Below are 17968 nucleotides of genomic sequence, written 5' to 3' on the forward strand. Positions count from 1 at the left end.
GTGCCTCTCACCTCGGTTAACTGGCCTGTTACCAACCAGTATGACAATAAAATGGTGCGAAATTCTACTATTAACCGGGCCCGGCTGTAAAGTCCGGCAACCCTTTACTGGTTAAAAAAGCGCGGGCAGGGTAACATGACTGCCTATTTTTCGACAGCGTTATTCATTAATCCCATGCGTGTACTTGGCATCGAAACCTCCTGCGATGAAACCGGCATCGCCATCTATGACGACCGGCTTGGCATTCTCTCTCACCAGCTGTACAGCCAGGTGAAGCTGCACGCCGATTATGGCGGCGTGGTGCCCGAGCTGGCCAGCCGGGATCATGTGCGCAAGACCATTCCGCTGATTGAGGCGGCGCTGAAAGAGGCCGGCTGCAGCAAGGACGATATCGACGGCGTGGCCTACACCGCCGGCCCCGGCCTGATGGGCGCGCTGCTGGTGGGGGCCACCATTGGCCGCAGCCTGGCCTTTGCCTGGGGCAAGCCGGCGGTGGCGGTGCACCATATGGAAGGGCACCTGCTGGCCCCCATGCTGGAAGAGCGCATGCCCGCCTTTCCCTTTGTGGCGCTGCTGGTGTCCGGCGGCCACACCCTGCTGGTGCGGGTGGACGGCATTGGCCGTTACGAGATCCTCGGCGAGTCCATCGACGACGCCGCCGGCGAAGCCTTTGACAAAACCGCCAAGCTGATGGGGCTCGACTACCCGGGCGGCCCACGCCTGGCCAAACTGGCCGAAAGCGGCGTGCCCGGACGCTTTAAGTTCCCCCGGCCCATGACCGACCGACCCGGGCTGGACTTCAGTTTCTCCGGGCTTAAAACCGCCACCGCCACTACCATTGCCGCCGAAGGCGACGATGAGCAGACCCGGGCCGATATTGCCCACGCCTTTCAGCAGGCGGTGGTCGATACCCTGGCCATCAAGTGCAAACGGGCACTGGAACAGACCGGGCTCAACCGGCTGGTGGTGGCCGGCGGCGTCAGCGCCAATGTGTCGCTGCGCGAGCAGCTGGAAGCGTTAATGAAAGGGCTCAAGGGGGAGGTGTTCTATCCGCGCAATGAATACTGCACCGACAATGGCGCCATGATCGCCTACGCCGGCCTGCAACGGCTGAAGGCCCGCCAGATTGAGCCGTTGCTGGTTCGTGCCCGCCCGCGCTGGCCGCTGGACGAACTGCCGCCGGTTGAGTGACGGTGAGGTGAGAGGGGACAGGAGTGAGGAGAGAGCGGAATGCGAGGGTTTACCTTACGCCTCACTCCTCACCCCTCACGAAGTTTACTCTTCCCGGTTTCGCTTGAGCCGGTTGAGGATGGGTGTTTCCTCGTGATGATACAGCCGGCTGATATTACGATGGTGGCGCATAATGATAAGACAGGACAGCAGCGCCACCGCCAGGGTGTATTCGGGCTTGATAAAGTAGACGAACAAGGGCGCAAACAGGGCGGTAATGAGCGAGGCCAGCGACGAATAGCCGAACAGCCCCAGACTCAGCAGCCAGGTGATCAGCAGCAGGCCGGCCATGTCCATACCCAGGGGCAGCAGTGCGCCCAGGGCCGTGGCCACGCCCTTGCCGCCGCGAAAGTGAAAAAACAGCGGAAACATGTGCCCCAGGCAGGCGGCCATGGCAATCAGTGCCAGATAAAAGGGGCTGATGCCGAGAAACCAGCCCAGGTACACCGGCAGAGTGCCCTTGAGCATGTCGAGCAGCAGCACCCACACCGCCGCACTGCGGTTGCCGGTGCGCAGCACATTGGTGGCGCCGGGGTTGCCGGAGCCATGGGAACGGGGATCGGGGAGGCGGTAGAGGCGCGAGATCAGTACGGCGCTGGACACAGAGCCGCCCAGGTAAGCCAGTATGATCATGAACAGCGTTAGGGCGGTCATCTCGCGGTTTATACCCCGGGTTCAATCCGTTATGATTGCGCGCTGATAAGGCCTCGCGGCCAGCTCGCCAAAGACAGCCACAGCTTAACAGAAGACGAAGACGATGGATAAAGTGTTTGTGCAAGGCCTTGAGGTATTGACCACCATAGGCGTTTACGAGTGGGAAAAAGGCATTCGCCAGAAGATTCGGTTCGATCTGGAAATGGGCTTTGACAACCAGCCTGCGGCGGCAGGTGACGACATTAATTACGCACTGGACTATGCCACTCTGTCGCAGAAAGTCACCGCCTATGCCGAACAGAATCATGTTGAGCTGGTGGAAACCATGGCCGAACACATTGCGCGACTGATCCTGACCGAGTTTCCGGTGCTGTCGGTCAAGGTGCGGCTCACCAAGCCCGCCGCCGTGCCCAATGCCGCCGGCGTGGGAGTGGAAATCGAACGCTTTGCCAGCCGAAGTCTTAACGGTTGACGTCATGTTATTGTCACCGGGAGTGGGTACAATGATCCCACTCTTTTGTCAGAGAACCCATAAATGGAAGTTCATGCCATTCTGCTGGCCCTGATCCAGGGGCTGACCGAGTTTTTACCCGTATCCAGCTCCGCTCATCTGGTGCTGCCTTCCGTGCTGCTGGGCTGGCCCGATCAGGGCATGGCTTTTGACGTGGCGGTGCATCTGGGCAGCTTGCTGGCGGTGCTTTACTACTTTCGGCGAGAGGTGGTGACCCTGGCGCTGAGCTGGTGGACATCGCTGCGGGGCGGGGGCCACAGTGCCGAGTCGAAGCTTGCCTGGGGCATCATACTGGCCACCGTGCCCGCCTGTGTGGCGGGGCTGCTGCTGGGGGATATGATAGGGGCCTACCTGCGCTCGGGCTGGGTGATTGCCACCGCCACCATTGTATTCGGGCTGCTGCTGTGGTGGGCGGATCGCATCGCTCACCAGTGCAAGAATGAATACCAGGCCGGCTGGCGTGGCGCCCTGATCCTGGGCTGCGCTCAGGCACTGGCCCTGATCCCCGGCACCTCGCGCAGCGGCATTACCCTCACCGCCGGCCTGATGCTGGGGCTGACCCGCCAGGCGGCGGCGCGTTTTTCCTTTCTGATGTCAATTCCGGTGATCCTGCTGGCGGGCAGCCATCAGGCCAGCGGCCTGGTGGGCAGCGGTGCCGTGATGTCCTGGCCGGCGGTTTCACTGGGTGTGCTGGTGTCGTTCGCCAGCGCCCTGGCCTGTATTCACCTGTTTCTGAGTCTGCTCAATCGCCTGGGCGTGCTGCCCTTTGTGCTGTACCGGCTGGCGCTGGGCGCCGTGCTGATCGCGGTGCTGAGTCAGGCCTGAAGCAGTTGCTTCAGTCGCTCCAGCCTCGCCTCACGAATGGCCTCGCCAATGGCGGGGCCTTTCAGCCCCTGCGCCACAAAAGGCGTTGCGGTAATTTGCTTCAGATCCTGCAGCCATTGCCATAACCGCTCCCGCTGGGGATAGGGGCGGTTTTCAAAGCCGGTGCGGCCCTGCAGATCGGCCTGAGCGCACAGCAACAGCTCGGCAAAGCGAGCCGGCTTGCGCCAGGCGTCGGTGTGATCCAGCAGTTCCAGCACGGTGTGCGCCTGCTGCGGCGCCGGCTCGGCCAGCCGGTGCAGGCAGATATGCCAGCGGCTCATCAATATGGCCAGCTCTCTGTGCTCGCTGGGTACCTTTATCCTTTCGCTCAGGGCGCGAATGGGCGCCACGCCCAGCTCGCCATGATGGTGATGGCTGGGCCAGTGATCGGGGGGCGTCAGTGCCTTGCCCAGATCGTGACACAGGGCGGCAAAGCGGCAGGGCAGGCTGGCGCCCAGATCGGCGGCGCGCTTAAGCACCATCATGGTATGCAGGCCGGTGTCGATCTCCGGGTGCCAGGCTTTGGGGCCGGGCACGCCAAACAGGGCGTCCACTTCCGGAAACAGCACCGCCAGGGCACCGCACTCGCGCAGCACCTCAAAAAATACCTGAGGGTTGTCGCTGGCCAGGGCCTTTTCGGTTTCCTTCCATACCCGCTCGGGGGTGAGGGCGGTGAGCTCGCCGCTGGCGGCCATCTCGCGCATCAGGGCCTGGGTTTCCCGGGCAAGAGTAAAGCCCAGGTTATGAAAACGGGCGGCAAAGCGGGCCACCCGCAGCACCCGCAGCGGATCTTCGGCAAAGGCCTCGGACACATGGCGCAGCACCCGGGCCTCGATATCGGCCACGCCGCCATAGGGGTCGATCAGTTCACCCTGATCATTTTGCGCAATGGCGTTAATGGTGAGATCCCGCCGGCGCAGATCTTCTTCCAGGGTGACCTCGGGACCGAAGTCGCAGATAAAGCCGGTATAACCGGAGCCGGCCTTGCGCTCGGTGCGGGCGAGGGCGTATTCCTCTTTGCTTTGGGGGTGCAAAAATACCGGAAAGTCCTTGCCTACCTGGGTGTAGCCAAGTTCGAGTAACTGCGTCGGTGTGGCACCCACCACCATGTAGTCCCGCTCTTTTACCCTCAGACCCAGCAGTGTATCCCTGACTGCGCCACCTACCAGATAGATTCTCAACGCCAGCTCCCCCCGAATACAAAACGGTCATTATAACGGCTGAAAATAAAAAAGGCGCCTCAGCGCCTTTGAGAATCATTTTCGGTTGTGTTTCCCTCCCCTTGTTAAGGGGAGGGGTTGTATTTACCCTTCTCCCAGCGACAGCAGAGTGGCATTGCCGCCGATGGCGGTGGTGTTGTTGGTAATGGTCTTTTCGGTAATGAACCGGGTCAGGTAATGAGGGCCGCCGGCCTTGGGGCCGGTGCCGGACAGCCCGCGACCGCCAAAGGGCTGCACGCCCACCATGGCACCAATCTGATCCCGGTTAATGTAGACATTGCCCACCTCGGCCCGCTTGGCCACATGGGCGGCGAACGACTCGTTGCGGCTGTGCACACCCAGGGTCAGGCCATAACCGGTGGCATTGATATCGTCGATCACCTTGTCGATGTCTTTTGCCTTGAAGCGCACCACATGCAGTATGGGACCGAATTGCTCCTTGCTGAGCTCACCGATACTGCCAACCTCCAGTGCCGTGGGGCAAATATAGAAGCCGTTGGCGCAGGCATCCGTCATGGGAGCCTCGGCAATCACACGGTGGCCGGCGGCCTTCATGGCGTCCAGGTGAGCCTGCAGCCCGGCCTGGGCATCAGCGTCGATCACCGGGCCCACGTCGGTGGACCAGAGCGCCGGATCGGCGACGCTCAGCTCCTGCATGGCACCTTCAAGGATTTCCAGTGCCCGGTCGGCAATGTCGTCCTGTAAATACAGCACCCGCAGTGCCGAGCAGCGCTGGCCGGCGCTCTGAAAGGCAGCGCGCAGTACATCCCGTACCACCTGCTCGGGCAGGGCGGTGGAGTCCACGATCATGGCGTTCTGGCCGCCGGTCTCGGCCACCAGCGGCACGATGGCGCCATTGCGCTTGGCCAGGGTCATATTGATAAGCTGGGCGGTGTCGGTGGAGCCGGTAAAGCAGACCCCGGCAATACGCGGATCCCCGGTCAGCGCCGCGCCTGTGGTAGCACCGTCGCCGGGCAGCAGTTGCAGCACGTCACCGGGAATGCCGGCCTGGTGAGCCAGGGTCACCGCCAGATGGGCGATCAGACTGGTCTGCTCGGCGGGTTTGGCCAGCACGGTATTGCCGGTCATCAGGGCGGCGCTCACTTGGCCGAGAAAGATCGCCAGCGGAAAGTTCCACGGGCTGATGCACACAAAGGGGCCACGCCCCTGAGCCTGCAGCAGGTTGAGTTCGCCGGTGTAGCCGGGCAGTTTTTCGGGCTCGGCCATCAGCCGGCGGCCCTCATTGGCGTAATACCGGCAGAAGTCCACCGCCTCACGCACCTCGTCGATACCGTCCTGCAGCAGTTTGCCCGCTTCTTGAGTACACAGAGAAATAAATTCGGCACTGTGCTCCTCAAGCAGGTCCGCCAGTTTTTCCAGCGCCTGAGCCCGGATCTCGGCCGGGGTGTCGCGCCAGTCCCGAAAGGCGTTTTCGGCGTGAGTGATGGCCTGCTCCACCGTGGCCTTGTCGGCGAACACCACGTCACCGACCTTATGTTCCCTGTTCTGTGGACTGATCACCGGGCGCTTGTCACCGCTCACGGCCTTGCCGCCCACCAGGGGGGCGGCCTGCCAGTGTTTGCCGGCAAGTTGCTCCAGTTTCTGAAACAGGGGCGCGCGCACGGCCTCGATATTCAGGTTGAAACCGGCGGAGTTTTTGCGGTCGTCAAAAATGTTCCGGGGCAGGGGGATCCTGTCGTTGGCCAGGCTGTGGCATTCCCGCAGGCTGGTCACCGGGTGAGTGATCAGGGTTTCGATGGGGGTATCCGGATCCACCAGCTTGTGTACAAAGGAGGTATTGGCGCCGTTTTCCAGCAGCCGGCGTACCAGATAGGGCAGCAAATCCTTGTGGGCGCCCACCGGGGCGTAAATACGACAGTCAAGGCTCGGGTTTTCCGCCAGCACGGCGTCGTAAAGCTCTTCGCCCATGCCGTGCAGGCGCTGGAATTCAAAGCGCCGTTCACCGGCCATATCGAGCACGGCCACCACCGTATGGGCATTGTGGGTGGCAAACTGAGGATAGATGGCCCCTTCGGTGGCCTTGCTCAGCAGGTAGCGGGCACAGGCCAGGTAGGCCACATCGGTGCCGGCCTTGCGGGTATAGACTGGGTAGCCGTCGAGCCCGGCCTGCTGGCTGTGCTTGATTTCGCTGTCCCAGTAGGCGCCTTTTACCAGTCGTACCGGCACTTCGTCACCCTGTTCCCGGGCCAGGGCGGTGAGCCAGCACAGTACCGGCAGGGCCCGTTTGGAATAGGCCTGAACCACCAGTCCCAGGCCGCCCCAGCCCTTGTTCACCTCGCTGCGATAGAGTTTCTCGAACAGATCGAGAGACAGCTCCAGCCGATCCATTTCTTCCGCGTCTATGGTGATAAACACATTCAGTTTACGGGCGCTTTTCAGCAGCTCTGTTACGGTGGCGTGCAGCTCTGTGAGTACCCGCCCGCGGCTGGCTTCTTCATAGCGAGGGTGCAGGGCCGACAGCTTGATGGAAATGGACGGGCGCGGTACGTCCGGGTTGTTGAGTTTCTCGGCGCCCACGGCGGCGATGGCGCTGGCGTAGTCGGCCCGGTATTTTTCGGCATCGGCGGCGGTCAGGGCGGCTTCACCGAGCATGTCGTAGGAGTGGGTGTAGCCCTGCTCCCGGGACTTGCGGCTGGCCTTGAGTGCTTCAGAGATGGTGCGGCCCAGCACAAACTGCTTGCCCATGATTTTCATGGCGGCATACATGGCCGAGCGCACTACCGGCTCGCCCAGCCGGTTGATCATGCGGCTCAGCACATTGGCCGGGTTGCCGTCTAGCTTTTTGTCCATGCGCACAATGCGCCCGGTGAGCATCAGTCCCCAGGTGGAAGCGTTAACCAGGGTGGAGTCACTCTGGCGAAAGTGCCTGGCCCAGTCGGCGCCGGAGAGTTTGTCCTTAATCAGCTCATCGGCGGTGTGGCTGTCGGGAATGCGCAGCAGTGCCTCGGCCAGACACATCAGAATGATGCCTTCCTGAGTATCCAGGCTGTATTGCTGCAAAAAGGCATCGATGCCATCGCCACCGTCGCTTTCCTTTCGTACCCGGGTAACCAGCCGGTGAGCCTTTTCACCCAGCCTTGCCAGTGTTGGCTCATCGGCAGGCACCTGCTCCAGCAGCCGGGCCAGCCAGGCGCTTTCGTCCACGGCATAGTTGTGGGTTATGTCCTGACGCAGCGCGGCCAGATCGGACGGGTGATAACCGGGGGCAAACACATTGGCGACGGTAAACATGGCAAGTGTCCTGATGTTGTGTCTAAAAAGGTGTGATGACAGGTGGCCGGCCCTTGTTTTGTTGGTGGTGAGCAGATAAAACAAAGACCGCCTTGCTGCAATGAATATAGTTCAAACCGTTGCCGCCGGGCCCGGCGAGGGGTGTGGTGATAGTGACCGATAGTGCAGCTCTGCCTTGCCTGTGGATCAACGCACTCTATAATGCTCGCTCGTTTTGTTTCTGGTATTCAGCCCGTGCGCTATCAACGTCTTCCCAAAGGGCCCTTTGCCCTGTCCGTGATTTACCTGATCACCGGTGCTTCCATTGCCGCTTCCATGGTGTTTTCCCTGTTATTGTTTTTGTCTCTGGAGCAGGGGCCGCTGATGAAGGCGATGTTTGGTGGCCTGGCGCTGGTCTTTGAGGTGGGCAAGTTCTACATCTGGTACGAAATGGGGGAGCGGCTCAATCGCCGGGACCGGCTGGGCGCCGGCAAGGCCTTCTGTTTTTATGGCATTCTGGCGGCCCTGTCCATCGCCGGCAGTGTGGGGGGCATTAACGCCGCCACCAATACCCTGCTGCAGGGAGACGAGGCCAAAGCCGCCCTGGTGCAGAGTTATAACGACAAGATCACGGCACTGGATCGGGAAATTGAAATCAACGAGCAGGCGGCTCAGGCCTATATCGAGATGAACCGCATCGCCAATGGCATGACCCGTATGCTGGCGCGCAACAAGGAGCTGATGGCCCGCCAGGACGAGCTGCGCCGGGAGCGGGATCGGGTGGCGGTGGAAAGCCAGAGTTCGCTGATGGGGCTGATGAGCAGTCTGGCGGACGGACTGGGCTGGCCTCTGTCCCGGGTGCAGTTTGGCATAGTGGCGGCGCTGTCGATGCTGCTCGACTTCTTCGCCGCCTTCTTTATCTCCTTGCTGGGTGAAGAGATCCGCTTTCGTCGCAGTCACCGCCAAAATGGTGCCCAGCCCACGGCGGTGCCGCTGCACCCCGAGCCGGTCCCCGACACAGCCACCCCCTCAGAGCCGGTACAACGGCCCGACTATTATCACGAGCTGGTTGAACGGCTGAAGGCGGGCGAGCTGCGTTGCGCCAAGAGTGCGGTGTCGGCGCTGCTGAACAAGTCAAAGGAAGAGGTGGAAGACATCTTTCACTGGCTGCAGCAGGACGGCGTGGTCTACCGCAAGCCTAACCGGCACTTCGCGCTGAATGACGACTGATCCCCTGCGGGGAGCTGTAAGCTGTCAGCTGTAAGTGGTGTGTTTTTTTAGCCGTCGGCTCCCTTGTTGGGATTCGCTTCGCTCATCGCCAACCTACCGATCATCGTCTGGTTGTTTCGAGCTATCCGCATAAACAAAAAAGTCTGCAGGCACTGTGATGCACCTGCAGACTTCCTAATCCCTAATCCCTAATCCCTAATCCCTAATCCCTAATCCCCGGGGTTTAGTTCATCCACCTGTCCTGACGGCGCCGCCGGCGCAGGGGGATCATCGGCAATACAAAGCCCAGCAGGGCACCCACGCCGGCCACCAGACCGCCGTGCACCAGCCAGTCCAGGCGCATCTGGTGTTCCTTGTTGTCCATCAGGCTGGTCAGGCGCTCATTTTCGCTGGAAAGCCGCTGGTGACTGCTGTTCAGTTCATTCAGCCGGACCTTGAGGGTGGCCAGCTCCTGCTGCTGACGTTCAATCAGGTTGACCTTGTCGGCCACATCCTGGGCGTGACGCTCATCCAAAGTGTCCAGCTGATCCCGGGCATCGCTCAGCGCCTTTTCCAGCGCCGGCAGGCGGGATCGAAAGCTTTCCTCGGTTTGCAGAAAACGGCCGTCAATCCAGCCGGTGCGGCCGTCGATGTCCTTGATCTGCACATACTCGGTGTCATTATTACGGCCGAGAAACTCCACCGCTTCACCGGAATTGATGGAGCCGATAATGCGGTACTGGTTGCTGGGGCCCGCATGCAGAAAGGCGTAGACATCATCGGAAATATAACGGGTGGCGGCGCCGGCCTGACTCACCCACAGCAGGCTGCACAGCAGCGGCAGCAGAAGTTTTGCGTTCACCTGATAATCCTTGGGGCTTTGGTAGTAACGCCATGGTAATGGCGGGGGGCGGGGAGGACAAGAACAAGGGGGCCGCAGCCCCCTTGTTGTCGAGTGGTATCAGGTAAACATCCACTGAATGGCATAGAAGAACACAATGGCCAGTATGGCGCCGGCGGGCAGGGTGACTACCCAGGAAACCGCGATATTACGCACCACATTGAGGTTCAGGGCGGCAATACCCCGGGCCATGCCGACACCGATCACCGCCCCCACCAGAGTCTGGGTGGTGGAAATGGGCAGACCGGTACCCGATGCGATCACCACTGTCGCAGCGGTAGCCAACTGAGCCGCAAAGCCCCGGCTGGGGGTAAGGTGGGTAATGCCGGTGCCCACGGTGGCCATGACCTTGTGGCCGAGGGAGGCCAGACCGATCACGATGCCGATGCCGCCCAGAGGCAGTATCCACCAGGCAATGGACGCCTTGCCGGCAATCTGCCCGGCATTTTCCACCGTGCTGACCACGGCCGACAGCGGACCGATGGCATTGGCCACGTCGTTGGAGCCATGGGCAAAGGCCATGGCACAGGCGGTAATCACCATCAGAATGCCAAATACCTTCTCCACGTTGGAGAAATGCATGTCCTTGTCATCCTGGGGATTGTAGCGCTGGCGCTTGATATAAACGGCGCTCAGAGCGGCCAGGACCAGGGAAGCCAGTACCGACAGGCCCCAGCTCTGCACGTCGGTCAGCTCCAGACCCACGTGCTTGAGGCCTTTCTTCAGGGTCACCAGGCAGATCACCATGGCGGTCAGGAAGATATAGGCCGGCACGTATTTTTTGGCGGCGTCGAGCGGGCTGTCGGCGTTGAAAATCAGCCGCTGCACGCTGACAAAGGTAAAGTAGGCCAGCAGACCCGACAGCGCGGGAGTAATGATCCAGGAGCCGACGATGCCCAGCACCATGGTCCACTGAATCGCTTCCGAGCCCAGGGAAACCAGGGCAAAACCGATAATGGCGCCGATAATGGAGTGGGTGGTGGACACCGGCCAGCCGAAGCAGGAGGCCAGCAGCAGCCAGGCACCGGCGGCCAGCAGTGAGGCAATCATGCCAAACACCAGCAGATCCGGGTGACCGTCAAAGGCCCCCACATCAATGATGCCCTTGCGAATGGTGGAAGTGACCTCGCCGCCGGCCAGATAGGCACCGGCAAACTCGAAGATCATGGCGATAATGATCGCCTGTTTGATGGTCAGTGAACGGGTACCGACGGAGGTGCCCATGGCGTTGGCCACGTCGTTGGCGCCAATGCCCCAGGCCATGAAAAAGCCGAAGACGGCCGCCACCAGGATCAGCGTGGTGCCGTAGTTAGCGATGATATCCATTTATTTACCTTGGTTGTTTCACTCAGGAACGGGACAGCATCAGTTCCAGGCGGGAGCCTACCCGCTCGGCCTGATCTGCCAGATCGCCGACCCATTCAAGGATCTTGTAGAGAAACATGATGTCGATGGGATTGTAGCTGTCTTCAATGGCCTGCAGCTGCTTGCGCAGTTTGGCCTGCATGACGTCGGTATCGTCCTCGATGAGGTCGAGCTGATGGATCATGTCGGTAACCAGATCCATTTCCCGGCCCTTGAAACCGGTTTCCAGCAGTTCGTCGAGTTCGTCAATGGCCTTGGCCGCCTGGGCGGTGGCGTCGATGCAGCGGTTGAGGTAATCCATGAAGGCGGATTTGAGCTCGACCGGAATGGCCATCTGGCGGCCGACGATGCGTCCGGAGATGTCTTTCGCCTTGTTGGCGATCTTGTCCTGCTGGGTAAGCAGCTCCAGCATGTCGGTGCGTTCAACCGGCATAAAGAGACCGCGGGGGAGTTTGAGGCGGATTTCCCGCTTCAGCGCATCGGCTTCCCGTTCCAGCTGGGAAATGCGACGCTGAATGCGTTCGGCGTTTTCCCAGTCCTGCTCCCACATGGCGTCGAAGAAGGGAACCAATTGCTGCGCAGCTTCATGGACCTTCATCACATGCTTCTGCAGGGGCTTGATAGGAGACTTGGCAAAGAGTCCCAAAATAGTATTAACTGGCATAGCCAACCCTGTGTCGGTGAAAAAACACTCGATACGTCAATGTGGCGCGAATGGTAACTTAACTACCCAGGCAAGAAAACAGCATTTTTCATAAAACTGTCATGCCAGTGTGCTAGCAGTTTTCGCTTTTAACTATCAAATCAGAAGGTTGGTTTTCCGGACACCCTTATGGATACAGAAATCGAGATCAAGTTTCTTGTCTCACGCGAAATCAATGGCAACCTGCCCGACCTGCTGCCATCCTGCCGAATTCTTGAACACAACCGCCAGCATCTGGCCAATACCTATTTCGACACCGCCGATCTCGGCCTGCGCCGGCTGGGCGCCGGCCTGCGCATTCGCAGCCAGAACGGCGAGCTGGAGCAGACCGTCAAGCTCGCCGGCAGCCAGGTGGGTGGTCTGCATCAGCGGCCGGAATATAACGTGAAGCTGGGCGTGCACAACCCGGACTTGTCGTTGTTCCCCGCTTCAATCTGGCCAGCAGGAGCGGATCCCGAGGCTCTGCAACAGGGACTTCAGCCCCTGTTCTGCACCGATTTTGTGCGTCACCGCTGGCTGGTAGAGCTGAACGGAACTGAAATTGAGCTGGCGCTGGATGAAGGTGAGGTACAGGCCGGCGAACATCGTGAAACCATACGCGAGCTGGAACTGGAACTGGTGCGTGGCGATGCCTCGGTACTGTTTGAGCTGGCTGAGCAGCTGGTGCAGCAGGGAGGATTGCGTCTGGGCGCCGTGTCCAAGGCGCAGCGCGGCTACCGGCTGGCGGGGCTCAGCCCCATGCCGGAGCTGCAGGCGCTGGAGCCGGCCGCCCTGGATCCCGGTGAATCCTGCGAGCAGGCCATGGTGAGCCTGCTGCATCAGGCCCTGGCGCACTGGCAGCATCACGAGGAAGGCTGGCTGACCCGCTCCGATATCGACTGGCTGGTGCAATTGCGGGAAGGAGCATCACTGGTGCACCAGATATTGCTGATGTTCGGTGAACGGGTATCGCTTCGGGTCAACAGTGGCTGGGTGGATGATCTGCTGTGGCTGCAGCAGCAGCTGTCCTGGCTGGACCGGGCCCAGATGCTGGCCCACCTCACCGCCGACAAGGGCCATTACCTGCGCCGGCTCGACTGCCGCAAAAGCCTGCTCCGGCTGCTGGCCGAACAGCAGCAGAGCCTGCCCGGTGAAGCGGCCCTGCGCGAGCTGTTGCACAGCCCTCGCTATGGCCGCCTGGTACTGGGCCTGACCCACTGGCTCTATCGCCAGGACTGGCGCGCCGGGCTGACCCGGGAGCAGCAGGCGCTGCTGTCGGCGCCGGTGGCCAGCCTGGCCAGCCCTTTGCTGGAAGACAGCTGGCAGACCCTGCGTCACAGCGCGCTGGGAGCCGACGAGCTGAGCGTGGAGCAGTATATTCAGCAAAAGGGCAAGCTGCGCCGCAACCTGATGGTGGGGCTGTGTTTCAGCAAGTTGTTTGCGGAGGCGGAGCGGCTCGGCTTTCGCATGCCCTGGCTCGACATATTACGCGGCATTGAGGATCTGGACATGCTGTCCCCGCTGCCCGAGCTGGTGGACAAACTGGAAGCAGACGAGGCCGACGAGCTGGAGCAGTGGCTGGATCGCAAGCAGGGCTTTTTGCTGGAAGCCCTGGAGCAGTCCCGCCGCCAGGCCCTGGAGCTGACGCCCTACTGGCGCTGAATGTTTGGAGCGCGGGCGGCCCGCCCGCATGAGCGCCGCCGGCGCTCCCCATTCACCCCTTGGATTTACTGTATTCCAGCAGTTCGTCCATGACCTTGTGCTTGATCTCCAGCTGCTGCTCCGGCTGCAGGCCGTAACGCTCGGCCAGGCGCTCGTAATCGTCCGGGCTCAGCGACACCGTCAGCCGGGGCCGCTTGGGCTTGGCCGAGGTGGGCAGGCTCAGAATATGCCTTATCTGATCCGAAGGGCTCAGGCCATTGTCCAGCGCCTCGCGGCGTATGCGGTATTGCAGCTGCTCATCCATGTCAAAGGCCACCTGCACCGCCCGGGCGGCGCGCACCGAACTCTGCCACTTCTCCGGCAGCTTGCGTTGCGTCATGAGCGGCTATTCCGTTGTTGCCGCAGCCGGGCCAGCACCTCGTCGGCACTGTGGCGGCGGGGCTCGCTGCCGGCGGGGGCCGGCTCGTCATCGGCCTGTTGTCGCTCCCGGGCGCGAATATCCGCCAGGGCCTGCTTGGCATTGACCAGAGTAACCGCCGGATGTTCGCGAATGGCGGCCATGGTCTGGCGCACACAGCGGGTGGTGTTGGCCATGGCCAGCTGCCGGCAAAGATCGTGGTAGTGGCGTTCGGCTTCCAGCCAGCGACGGCGGTAATGGGCCAGGCGCTTTTCATCATAAGCCCGTTGCACGGCCAGCCCTTCCTGCTCGTTTTCCAGCCGGGCCAGCGCCTCGGCCAGGGTGTGAGCCTGTTGGTCATCGCTGTCCAGTGCCGCCAGTACGGCCTGCTCCAGCCCGGCCTGCTGTTCGGCCAGCCGCTGTTGTTGTATGGTGACGGCGGCCAGCTCGCCTTTAAGCTGATCGCACTGGCGCGCCAGCCCCTGCATGTGCTGCTCCCCATGGCGGCAGTCCTGCACCAGTTGCACGCATACCCGTTCCGAATCCAGGCCGCCGTCTTCGGCATCCTGCAGGCTGCGCAGAACCTGACCCAATACGCTCATCGTGGCGTCCTCACAACAAAAATTCCGCCATGTCTTCGATCACTTCCAGACAGTTGTCGCTCAGCACCGCCAGTTCGTGCTCGATGTCGGCCAGGGCCGAGTTGAGCGACAGGGCGCCGAACACCACATACCAGTCGTCGAGCCGGGCAAAGGCCGACAGCGGCATGGGAATGTTCATGTCGAGCATGGCTTCCAGCATGGCCTGGCGCCGTGCCGGGTTGACCTGACTCTCGTCCCACAGGTAGCTGATGCACAGAATTTGATCGTCAGACACGGAAATAAACAGGGGCAGCTCTTCCCGCCCTTCCACCGTCACCCGCAGTACTTCCACCTCGCCGGGAATGGGATAGCACTGAAAGGCAAAGCCGGTGGTTGAGGCCTCGCCCAGCTGCTCCAGATGACGGCCGATAACTGATAGTTCCATGAAGTATCCTGACATAATAAGTCGGCTACAGACTAATTCAGCCGGCCCCGCCTTCGCAAGCGCGGCATAATTTGCGCTGGCCCGCTGTGCCCCGGTGCCAAGGGTGGTAGTCTGAGCCCTATCGCCGAACAGAAGGAATTGCCGATGTCTGCATTGCCCGCCCCGCTCGCCGTCCAGGCCGACAAACACTGGTCCCACTTTGAAGAACGCGCCGCCGAATGGCTGCCCCGACTCGACAATGAGCGCATTGAGCGGCTGAAGCGGCTGTTTGCCTGCAGTGACTTTGCCGCCGACAGCCTGTGTCGTCAGCCCGAGCTGGCTCTGGAGCTGGATGACCAACGGGATCTGTTTAACGCCGACCGGGCCGGCCGCTATCAGCCCGAGCTGGCCGCGATGCTGGGTGAGGTCAATGACGAGCCGACCATGATGCGCGTGCTGCGCCAGTACCGGCGCCGGGAGCTGTTGCTGATCGCCTGGCGGGAAATGCTGCTGGGGGCCGAGGTGGAAGAGAGCTTTGTGCATATTTCGGCCCTGGCCGACGCCCTGATCGTGGAAAGCTACCGCTGGCTGTACCGCCGCCAGTGTGCCGAGCTGGGCACTCCCACCGACGCCGAAGGCAACGCCGTGCCCATGCTGATTCTTGGGATGGGCAAGCTGGGGGGCAATGAGCTTAATTTTTCTTCCGACATCGATCTTATCTTCACCTTTCCTCACAACGGCGTGACCAGGGGCGGACGGCGGGAGCTGGCCAACCAGCAGTTCTTTATTCGTCTGGGGCAAAAGCTGGTCAATGCCCTCAATCAGACCACCATAGACGGCCAGGTATATCGGGTGGACATGCGGCTGCGGCCCTTTGGCGAGTCCGGGCCGCTGGCGGTGAGCTTTACCGCCATGGAAGACTACTACCAGCACCATGGCCGCACCTGGGAGCGCTACGCCATGGTCAAGGCGCGCATTCTCAACGACGAGGGGGAATACACCGCCGAGCTGCGGGCCATGCTCAAGCCCTTTGTGTTTCGCCGCTATATCGACTTTGGCGTCATCGACTCCCTGCGCCAGATGAAGGCGATGATCGCCGCCGAGGTGCGGCGCAAGGGCCTGAAAGACAACATCAAGCTGGGCGCCGGCGGCATTCGCGAGGTGGAATTTATCGCTCAGGTGTTTCAGCTTATTCGCGGCGGCCGGGAGCCGGCGCTGCAGGTGCGCCACCTGCCCGAGGCGCTGGCGGCGGCCTGTGAGTCCGGCGCCCTTGAAAAAGAGGTAACCGGACAGCTGCACGCCAGCTACCGCTTTTTGCGCAAGGTGGAAAACTACCTGCAGGCCTTTGCGGATCGGCAGACCCAGACCCTGCCTCAGGACGATCTCAACCAGATCCGGCTGGCCTGGCTCACCGGCCATGATGACTGGAACGGGTTTCTGACCACGCTGCATAACGCCATGGACGGGGTGCACCGTCAGTTTGAGCTGCTCATTGGCGACAGCACCGAGGCCGAGGAAGAAGGCGTGGCCCAGATCTGGTCCGATATCTGGCAGACCGACTGGGAGGATGAAAGCGAGCTGGCGACCCTGCTGGAAGAGCAGGGCATGGCCGCCGACAAGGCGGCGCGGCTGGCCGGTGCCCTGAATACCTTCAAGGAAGAATGCCCGCGCCGGGCCATGGGTCCCCAGGGGCGGCAGGCGCTGGAAAAACTGATGCCGGTGCTGCTGGAAAAAGTCAGCCAGTCCGACACCCCCGGCATTCTGTTTGCCCGGCTGCAGAAGCTGCTGCTGCAAATCGCCACCCGTACCGCCTACCTGCAGTTGCTGGTGGAAAACGCCGGCGCGTTAACCCAGCTGATTCGCCTGTGCGAGGCCAGCTCCCTGGTGGCCGAGCAGCTGGCGCGTTTTCCCATTCTGCTGGACGAGCTGCTGGTGCCCCAGGTGCTGTACAACCCCATTCCGCTGGACGCCTACAAGGACGAGCTGCGCCAGTTTCTGCTGCGGGTGCCGGAAGAGGACGTGGAGCAGCAAATGGAGGCGCTACGCCAGTTCAAGCAGATTCAGCTGCTGCGCATTGCCGCCGCCGACATTGCCGGCGCCCTGCCGCTGATGAAGGTCAGCGATCACCTCACCTGGCTGGCGGAAGCCATTGTGGAAGAAGTGGTCAATCAGGCCTGGGCCCAGATCAGCGCCCGCCACGGCGTGCCGGCCCAGCTGGCGGACAGCGGCGATAAGGGGTTTGGGGTGGTGGCCTACGGCAAGCTGGGCGGCATAGAGCTGGCCTACAGCTCGGATCTGGATCTGGTGTTTGTACACCGCAGCGGCATCAGCGGCCAGACCAACGGTGACAAGCCCCTGGACAGCCGCCAGTTCTACCTGCGTCTGGCCCAGCGCATTATTCATCTGTTCAGCACCCGCACCGCCAGTGGCGTGCTCTATGAGCTGGACATGCGCCTGCGCCCCAGCGGCAACGCCGGGCTGATGGTGACCCCCCTCGATGCCTACGGTCATTATCTTGAGAAAGACGCCTGGACCTGGGAGCACCAGGCCCTGGTGCGCAGCCGCATGATAGTGGGCGAGCCGGTCCTGTTTGACGAGTTTGCCCGTATTCGCGCCGGCATGCTGAGCCAGCCCCGGGATCACGGCGAGCTGGCCAGAGAGGTGGTGACCATGCGCGAGAAGATGCGCGAGCACCTGATCAAGGCCGGACCGGGGGAGTTTCACCTCAAGCAGTCGGTGGGGGGGCTGGCCGATATCGAGTTTCTGACCCAGTACCTGGTGCTGGTTCACAGTGAGCAGCATCCGGAGCTGACCCGCTGGTCCGACAATATGCGTATTCTGGAAACCGCGGTGGAAGTGGATCTGCTCGAAGAAGACGAATCCCTGCGCCTGCGCCAGGCCTATTGCGCCATTCGTGACCGGGGCCATCGCCTCAGCCTCTCGGATCAACCCGGCCGGGTACCCGACACCGAGCTCACCCAGGAGCGGGAGTGGGTGGTGGCAAGCTGGAAAAAATGGCTCAACAGCGGGGACTAGG

Annotated in this window: 15 protein-coding genes; 6 read left to right on the forward strand and 9 right to left on the reverse strand. The window is 61.6% G+C overall.

Annotated elements, in window-relative coordinates:
- The first annotated feature begins 174 nt into the window (after window positions 1-174).
- Window positions 175-1191: a tRNA (adenosine(37)-N6)-threonylcarbamoyltransferase complex transferase subunit TsaD gene (tsaD, locus tag DA373_RS08345; protein WP_107851851.1), complete on the forward strand. Its 1017-nt coding sequence runs from the start codon at window positions 175-177 to the stop codon at window positions 1189-1191.
- Between the two features lie 84 nt (window positions 1192-1275).
- Here tsaD and plsY read toward each other — a convergent pair whose 3' ends face one another.
- Complete coding sequence (plsY, locus tag DA373_RS08350; protein WP_107851852.1) at window positions 1276-1884, reverse strand: glycerol-3-phosphate 1-O-acyltransferase PlsY; 609 nt, start codon at window positions 1882-1884, stop codon at window positions 1276-1278.
- Between the two features lie 103 nt (window positions 1885-1987).
- Here plsY and folB point away from each other — a divergent pair, with 103 nt between their 5' ends.
- A complete protein-coding gene (gene folB, locus DA373_RS08355; protein WP_107851853.1) occupies window positions 1988-2356 on the forward strand; it encodes a dihydroneopterin aldolase in 369 nt (122 codons plus the stop codon).
- Window positions 2357-2419: 63 nt separating this feature from the next.
- Window positions 2420-3220: an undecaprenyl-diphosphate phosphatase gene (locus DA373_RS08360; protein WP_107851854.1), complete on the forward strand. Its 801-nt coding sequence runs from the start codon at window positions 2420-2422 to the stop codon at window positions 3218-3220.
- Here DA373_RS08360 and DA373_RS08365 read toward each other — a convergent pair.
- Together DA373_RS08365 and putA are read right to left on the reverse strand one after the other, a co-directional pair.
- Window positions 3211-4440, reverse strand: coding sequence for a multifunctional CCA addition/repair protein (locus tag DA373_RS08365; protein ID WP_107851855.1), 1230 nt, complete (start codon window positions 4438-4440; stop codon window positions 3211-3213). The genes DA373_RS08360 and DA373_RS08365 overlap by 10 nt on opposite strands.
- 123 nt (window positions 4441-4563) lie before the next feature.
- Window positions 4564-7731: a bifunctional proline dehydrogenase/L-glutamate gamma-semialdehyde dehydrogenase PutA gene (gene putA, locus DA373_RS08370; RefSeq protein ID WP_107851856.1), complete on the reverse strand. Its 3168-nt coding sequence runs from the start codon at window positions 7729-7731 to the stop codon at window positions 4564-4566.
- A gap of 234 nt (window positions 7732-7965) precedes the next feature.
- On the opposite strand from putA, the gene DA373_RS08375 reads away from it, so the two are divergent.
- Window positions 7966-8940, forward strand: coding sequence for a hypothetical protein (locus tag DA373_RS08375; protein WP_107851891.1), 975 nt, complete (start codon window positions 7966-7968; stop codon window positions 8938-8940).
- Between the two features lie 223 nt (window positions 8941-9163).
- On the opposite strand, the gene DA373_RS08380 is transcribed toward DA373_RS08375, so the two are convergent.
- From DA373_RS08380 to DA373_RS08390, 3 genes are all read right to left on the reverse strand, one after another.
- Window positions 9164-9781, reverse strand: coding sequence for a TIGR04211 family SH3 domain-containing protein (locus DA373_RS08380; protein WP_107851857.1), 618 nt, complete (start codon window positions 9779-9781; stop codon window positions 9164-9166).
- Window positions 9782-9880: 99 nt separating this feature from the next.
- The gene (locus DA373_RS08385; protein ID WP_107851858.1) at window positions 9881-11146 is read right to left on the reverse strand and encodes an inorganic phosphate transporter; all 1266 of its coding nucleotides are present in this window, start codon (window positions 11144-11146) and stop codon (window positions 9881-9883) included.
- A gap of 22 nt (window positions 11147-11168) precedes the next feature.
- Window positions 11169-11849 carry a TIGR00153 family protein gene (locus DA373_RS08390; protein ID WP_107851859.1) on the reverse strand — a complete coding sequence of 227 codons (681 nt, stop codon included), beginning with the start codon at window positions 11847-11849 and terminating at the stop codon, window positions 11169-11171.
- 168 nt (window positions 11850-12017) lie between these two features.
- Between DA373_RS08390 and DA373_RS08395 the strand changes: the two genes are divergently transcribed.
- Entirely contained in the window at window positions 12018-13529 is a 1512-nt protein-coding gene (locus DA373_RS08395) for a CYTH and CHAD domain-containing protein (protein WP_107851860.1), read from the forward strand.
- A gap of 52 nt (window positions 13530-13581) precedes the next feature.
- Here DA373_RS08395 and DA373_RS08400 read toward each other — a convergent pair whose 3' ends face one another.
- Genes DA373_RS08400 through DA373_RS08410 form a run of 3 tightly spaced genes read right to left on the reverse strand, consistent with a single transcriptional unit; the run spans window position 13582 to window position 14952 of the window.
- A complete protein-coding gene (locus DA373_RS08400) occupies window positions 13582-13908 on the reverse strand; it encodes a hypothetical protein (protein WP_107851861.1) in 327 nt (108 codons plus the stop codon).
- Window positions 13905-14528: a hypothetical protein gene (locus tag DA373_RS08405; RefSeq protein ID WP_198650274.1), complete on the reverse strand. Its 624-nt coding sequence runs from the start codon at window positions 14526-14528 to the stop codon at window positions 13905-13907. The genes DA373_RS08400 and DA373_RS08405 overlap by 4 nt, the downstream gene beginning before the upstream one ends.
- Window positions 14529-14538: 10 nt before the next feature.
- The gene (locus DA373_RS08410) at window positions 14539-14952 is read right to left on the reverse strand and encodes a YjfI family protein (protein WP_107851862.1); all 414 of its coding nucleotides are present in this window, start codon (window positions 14950-14952) and stop codon (window positions 14539-14541) included.
- Window positions 14953-15096: 144 nt separating this feature from the next.
- On the opposite strand from DA373_RS08410, the gene glnE reads away from it, so the two are divergent.
- The gene (gene glnE, locus DA373_RS08415) at window positions 15097-17967 is read left to right on the forward strand and encodes a bifunctional [glutamate--ammonia ligase]-adenylyl-L-tyrosine phosphorylase/[glutamate--ammonia-ligase] adenylyltransferase (RefSeq protein ID WP_107851863.1); all 2871 of its coding nucleotides are present in this window, start codon (window positions 15097-15099) and stop codon (window positions 17965-17967) included.
- Window position 17968: the final 1 nt, after the last annotated feature.

The sequence above is a fragment of the Oceanimonas marisflavi genome, assembly GCF_003049725.1.
Taxonomy (GTDB): Bacteria; Pseudomonadota; Gammaproteobacteria; order Enterobacterales; family Aeromonadaceae; genus Oceanimonas; species Oceanimonas marisflavi.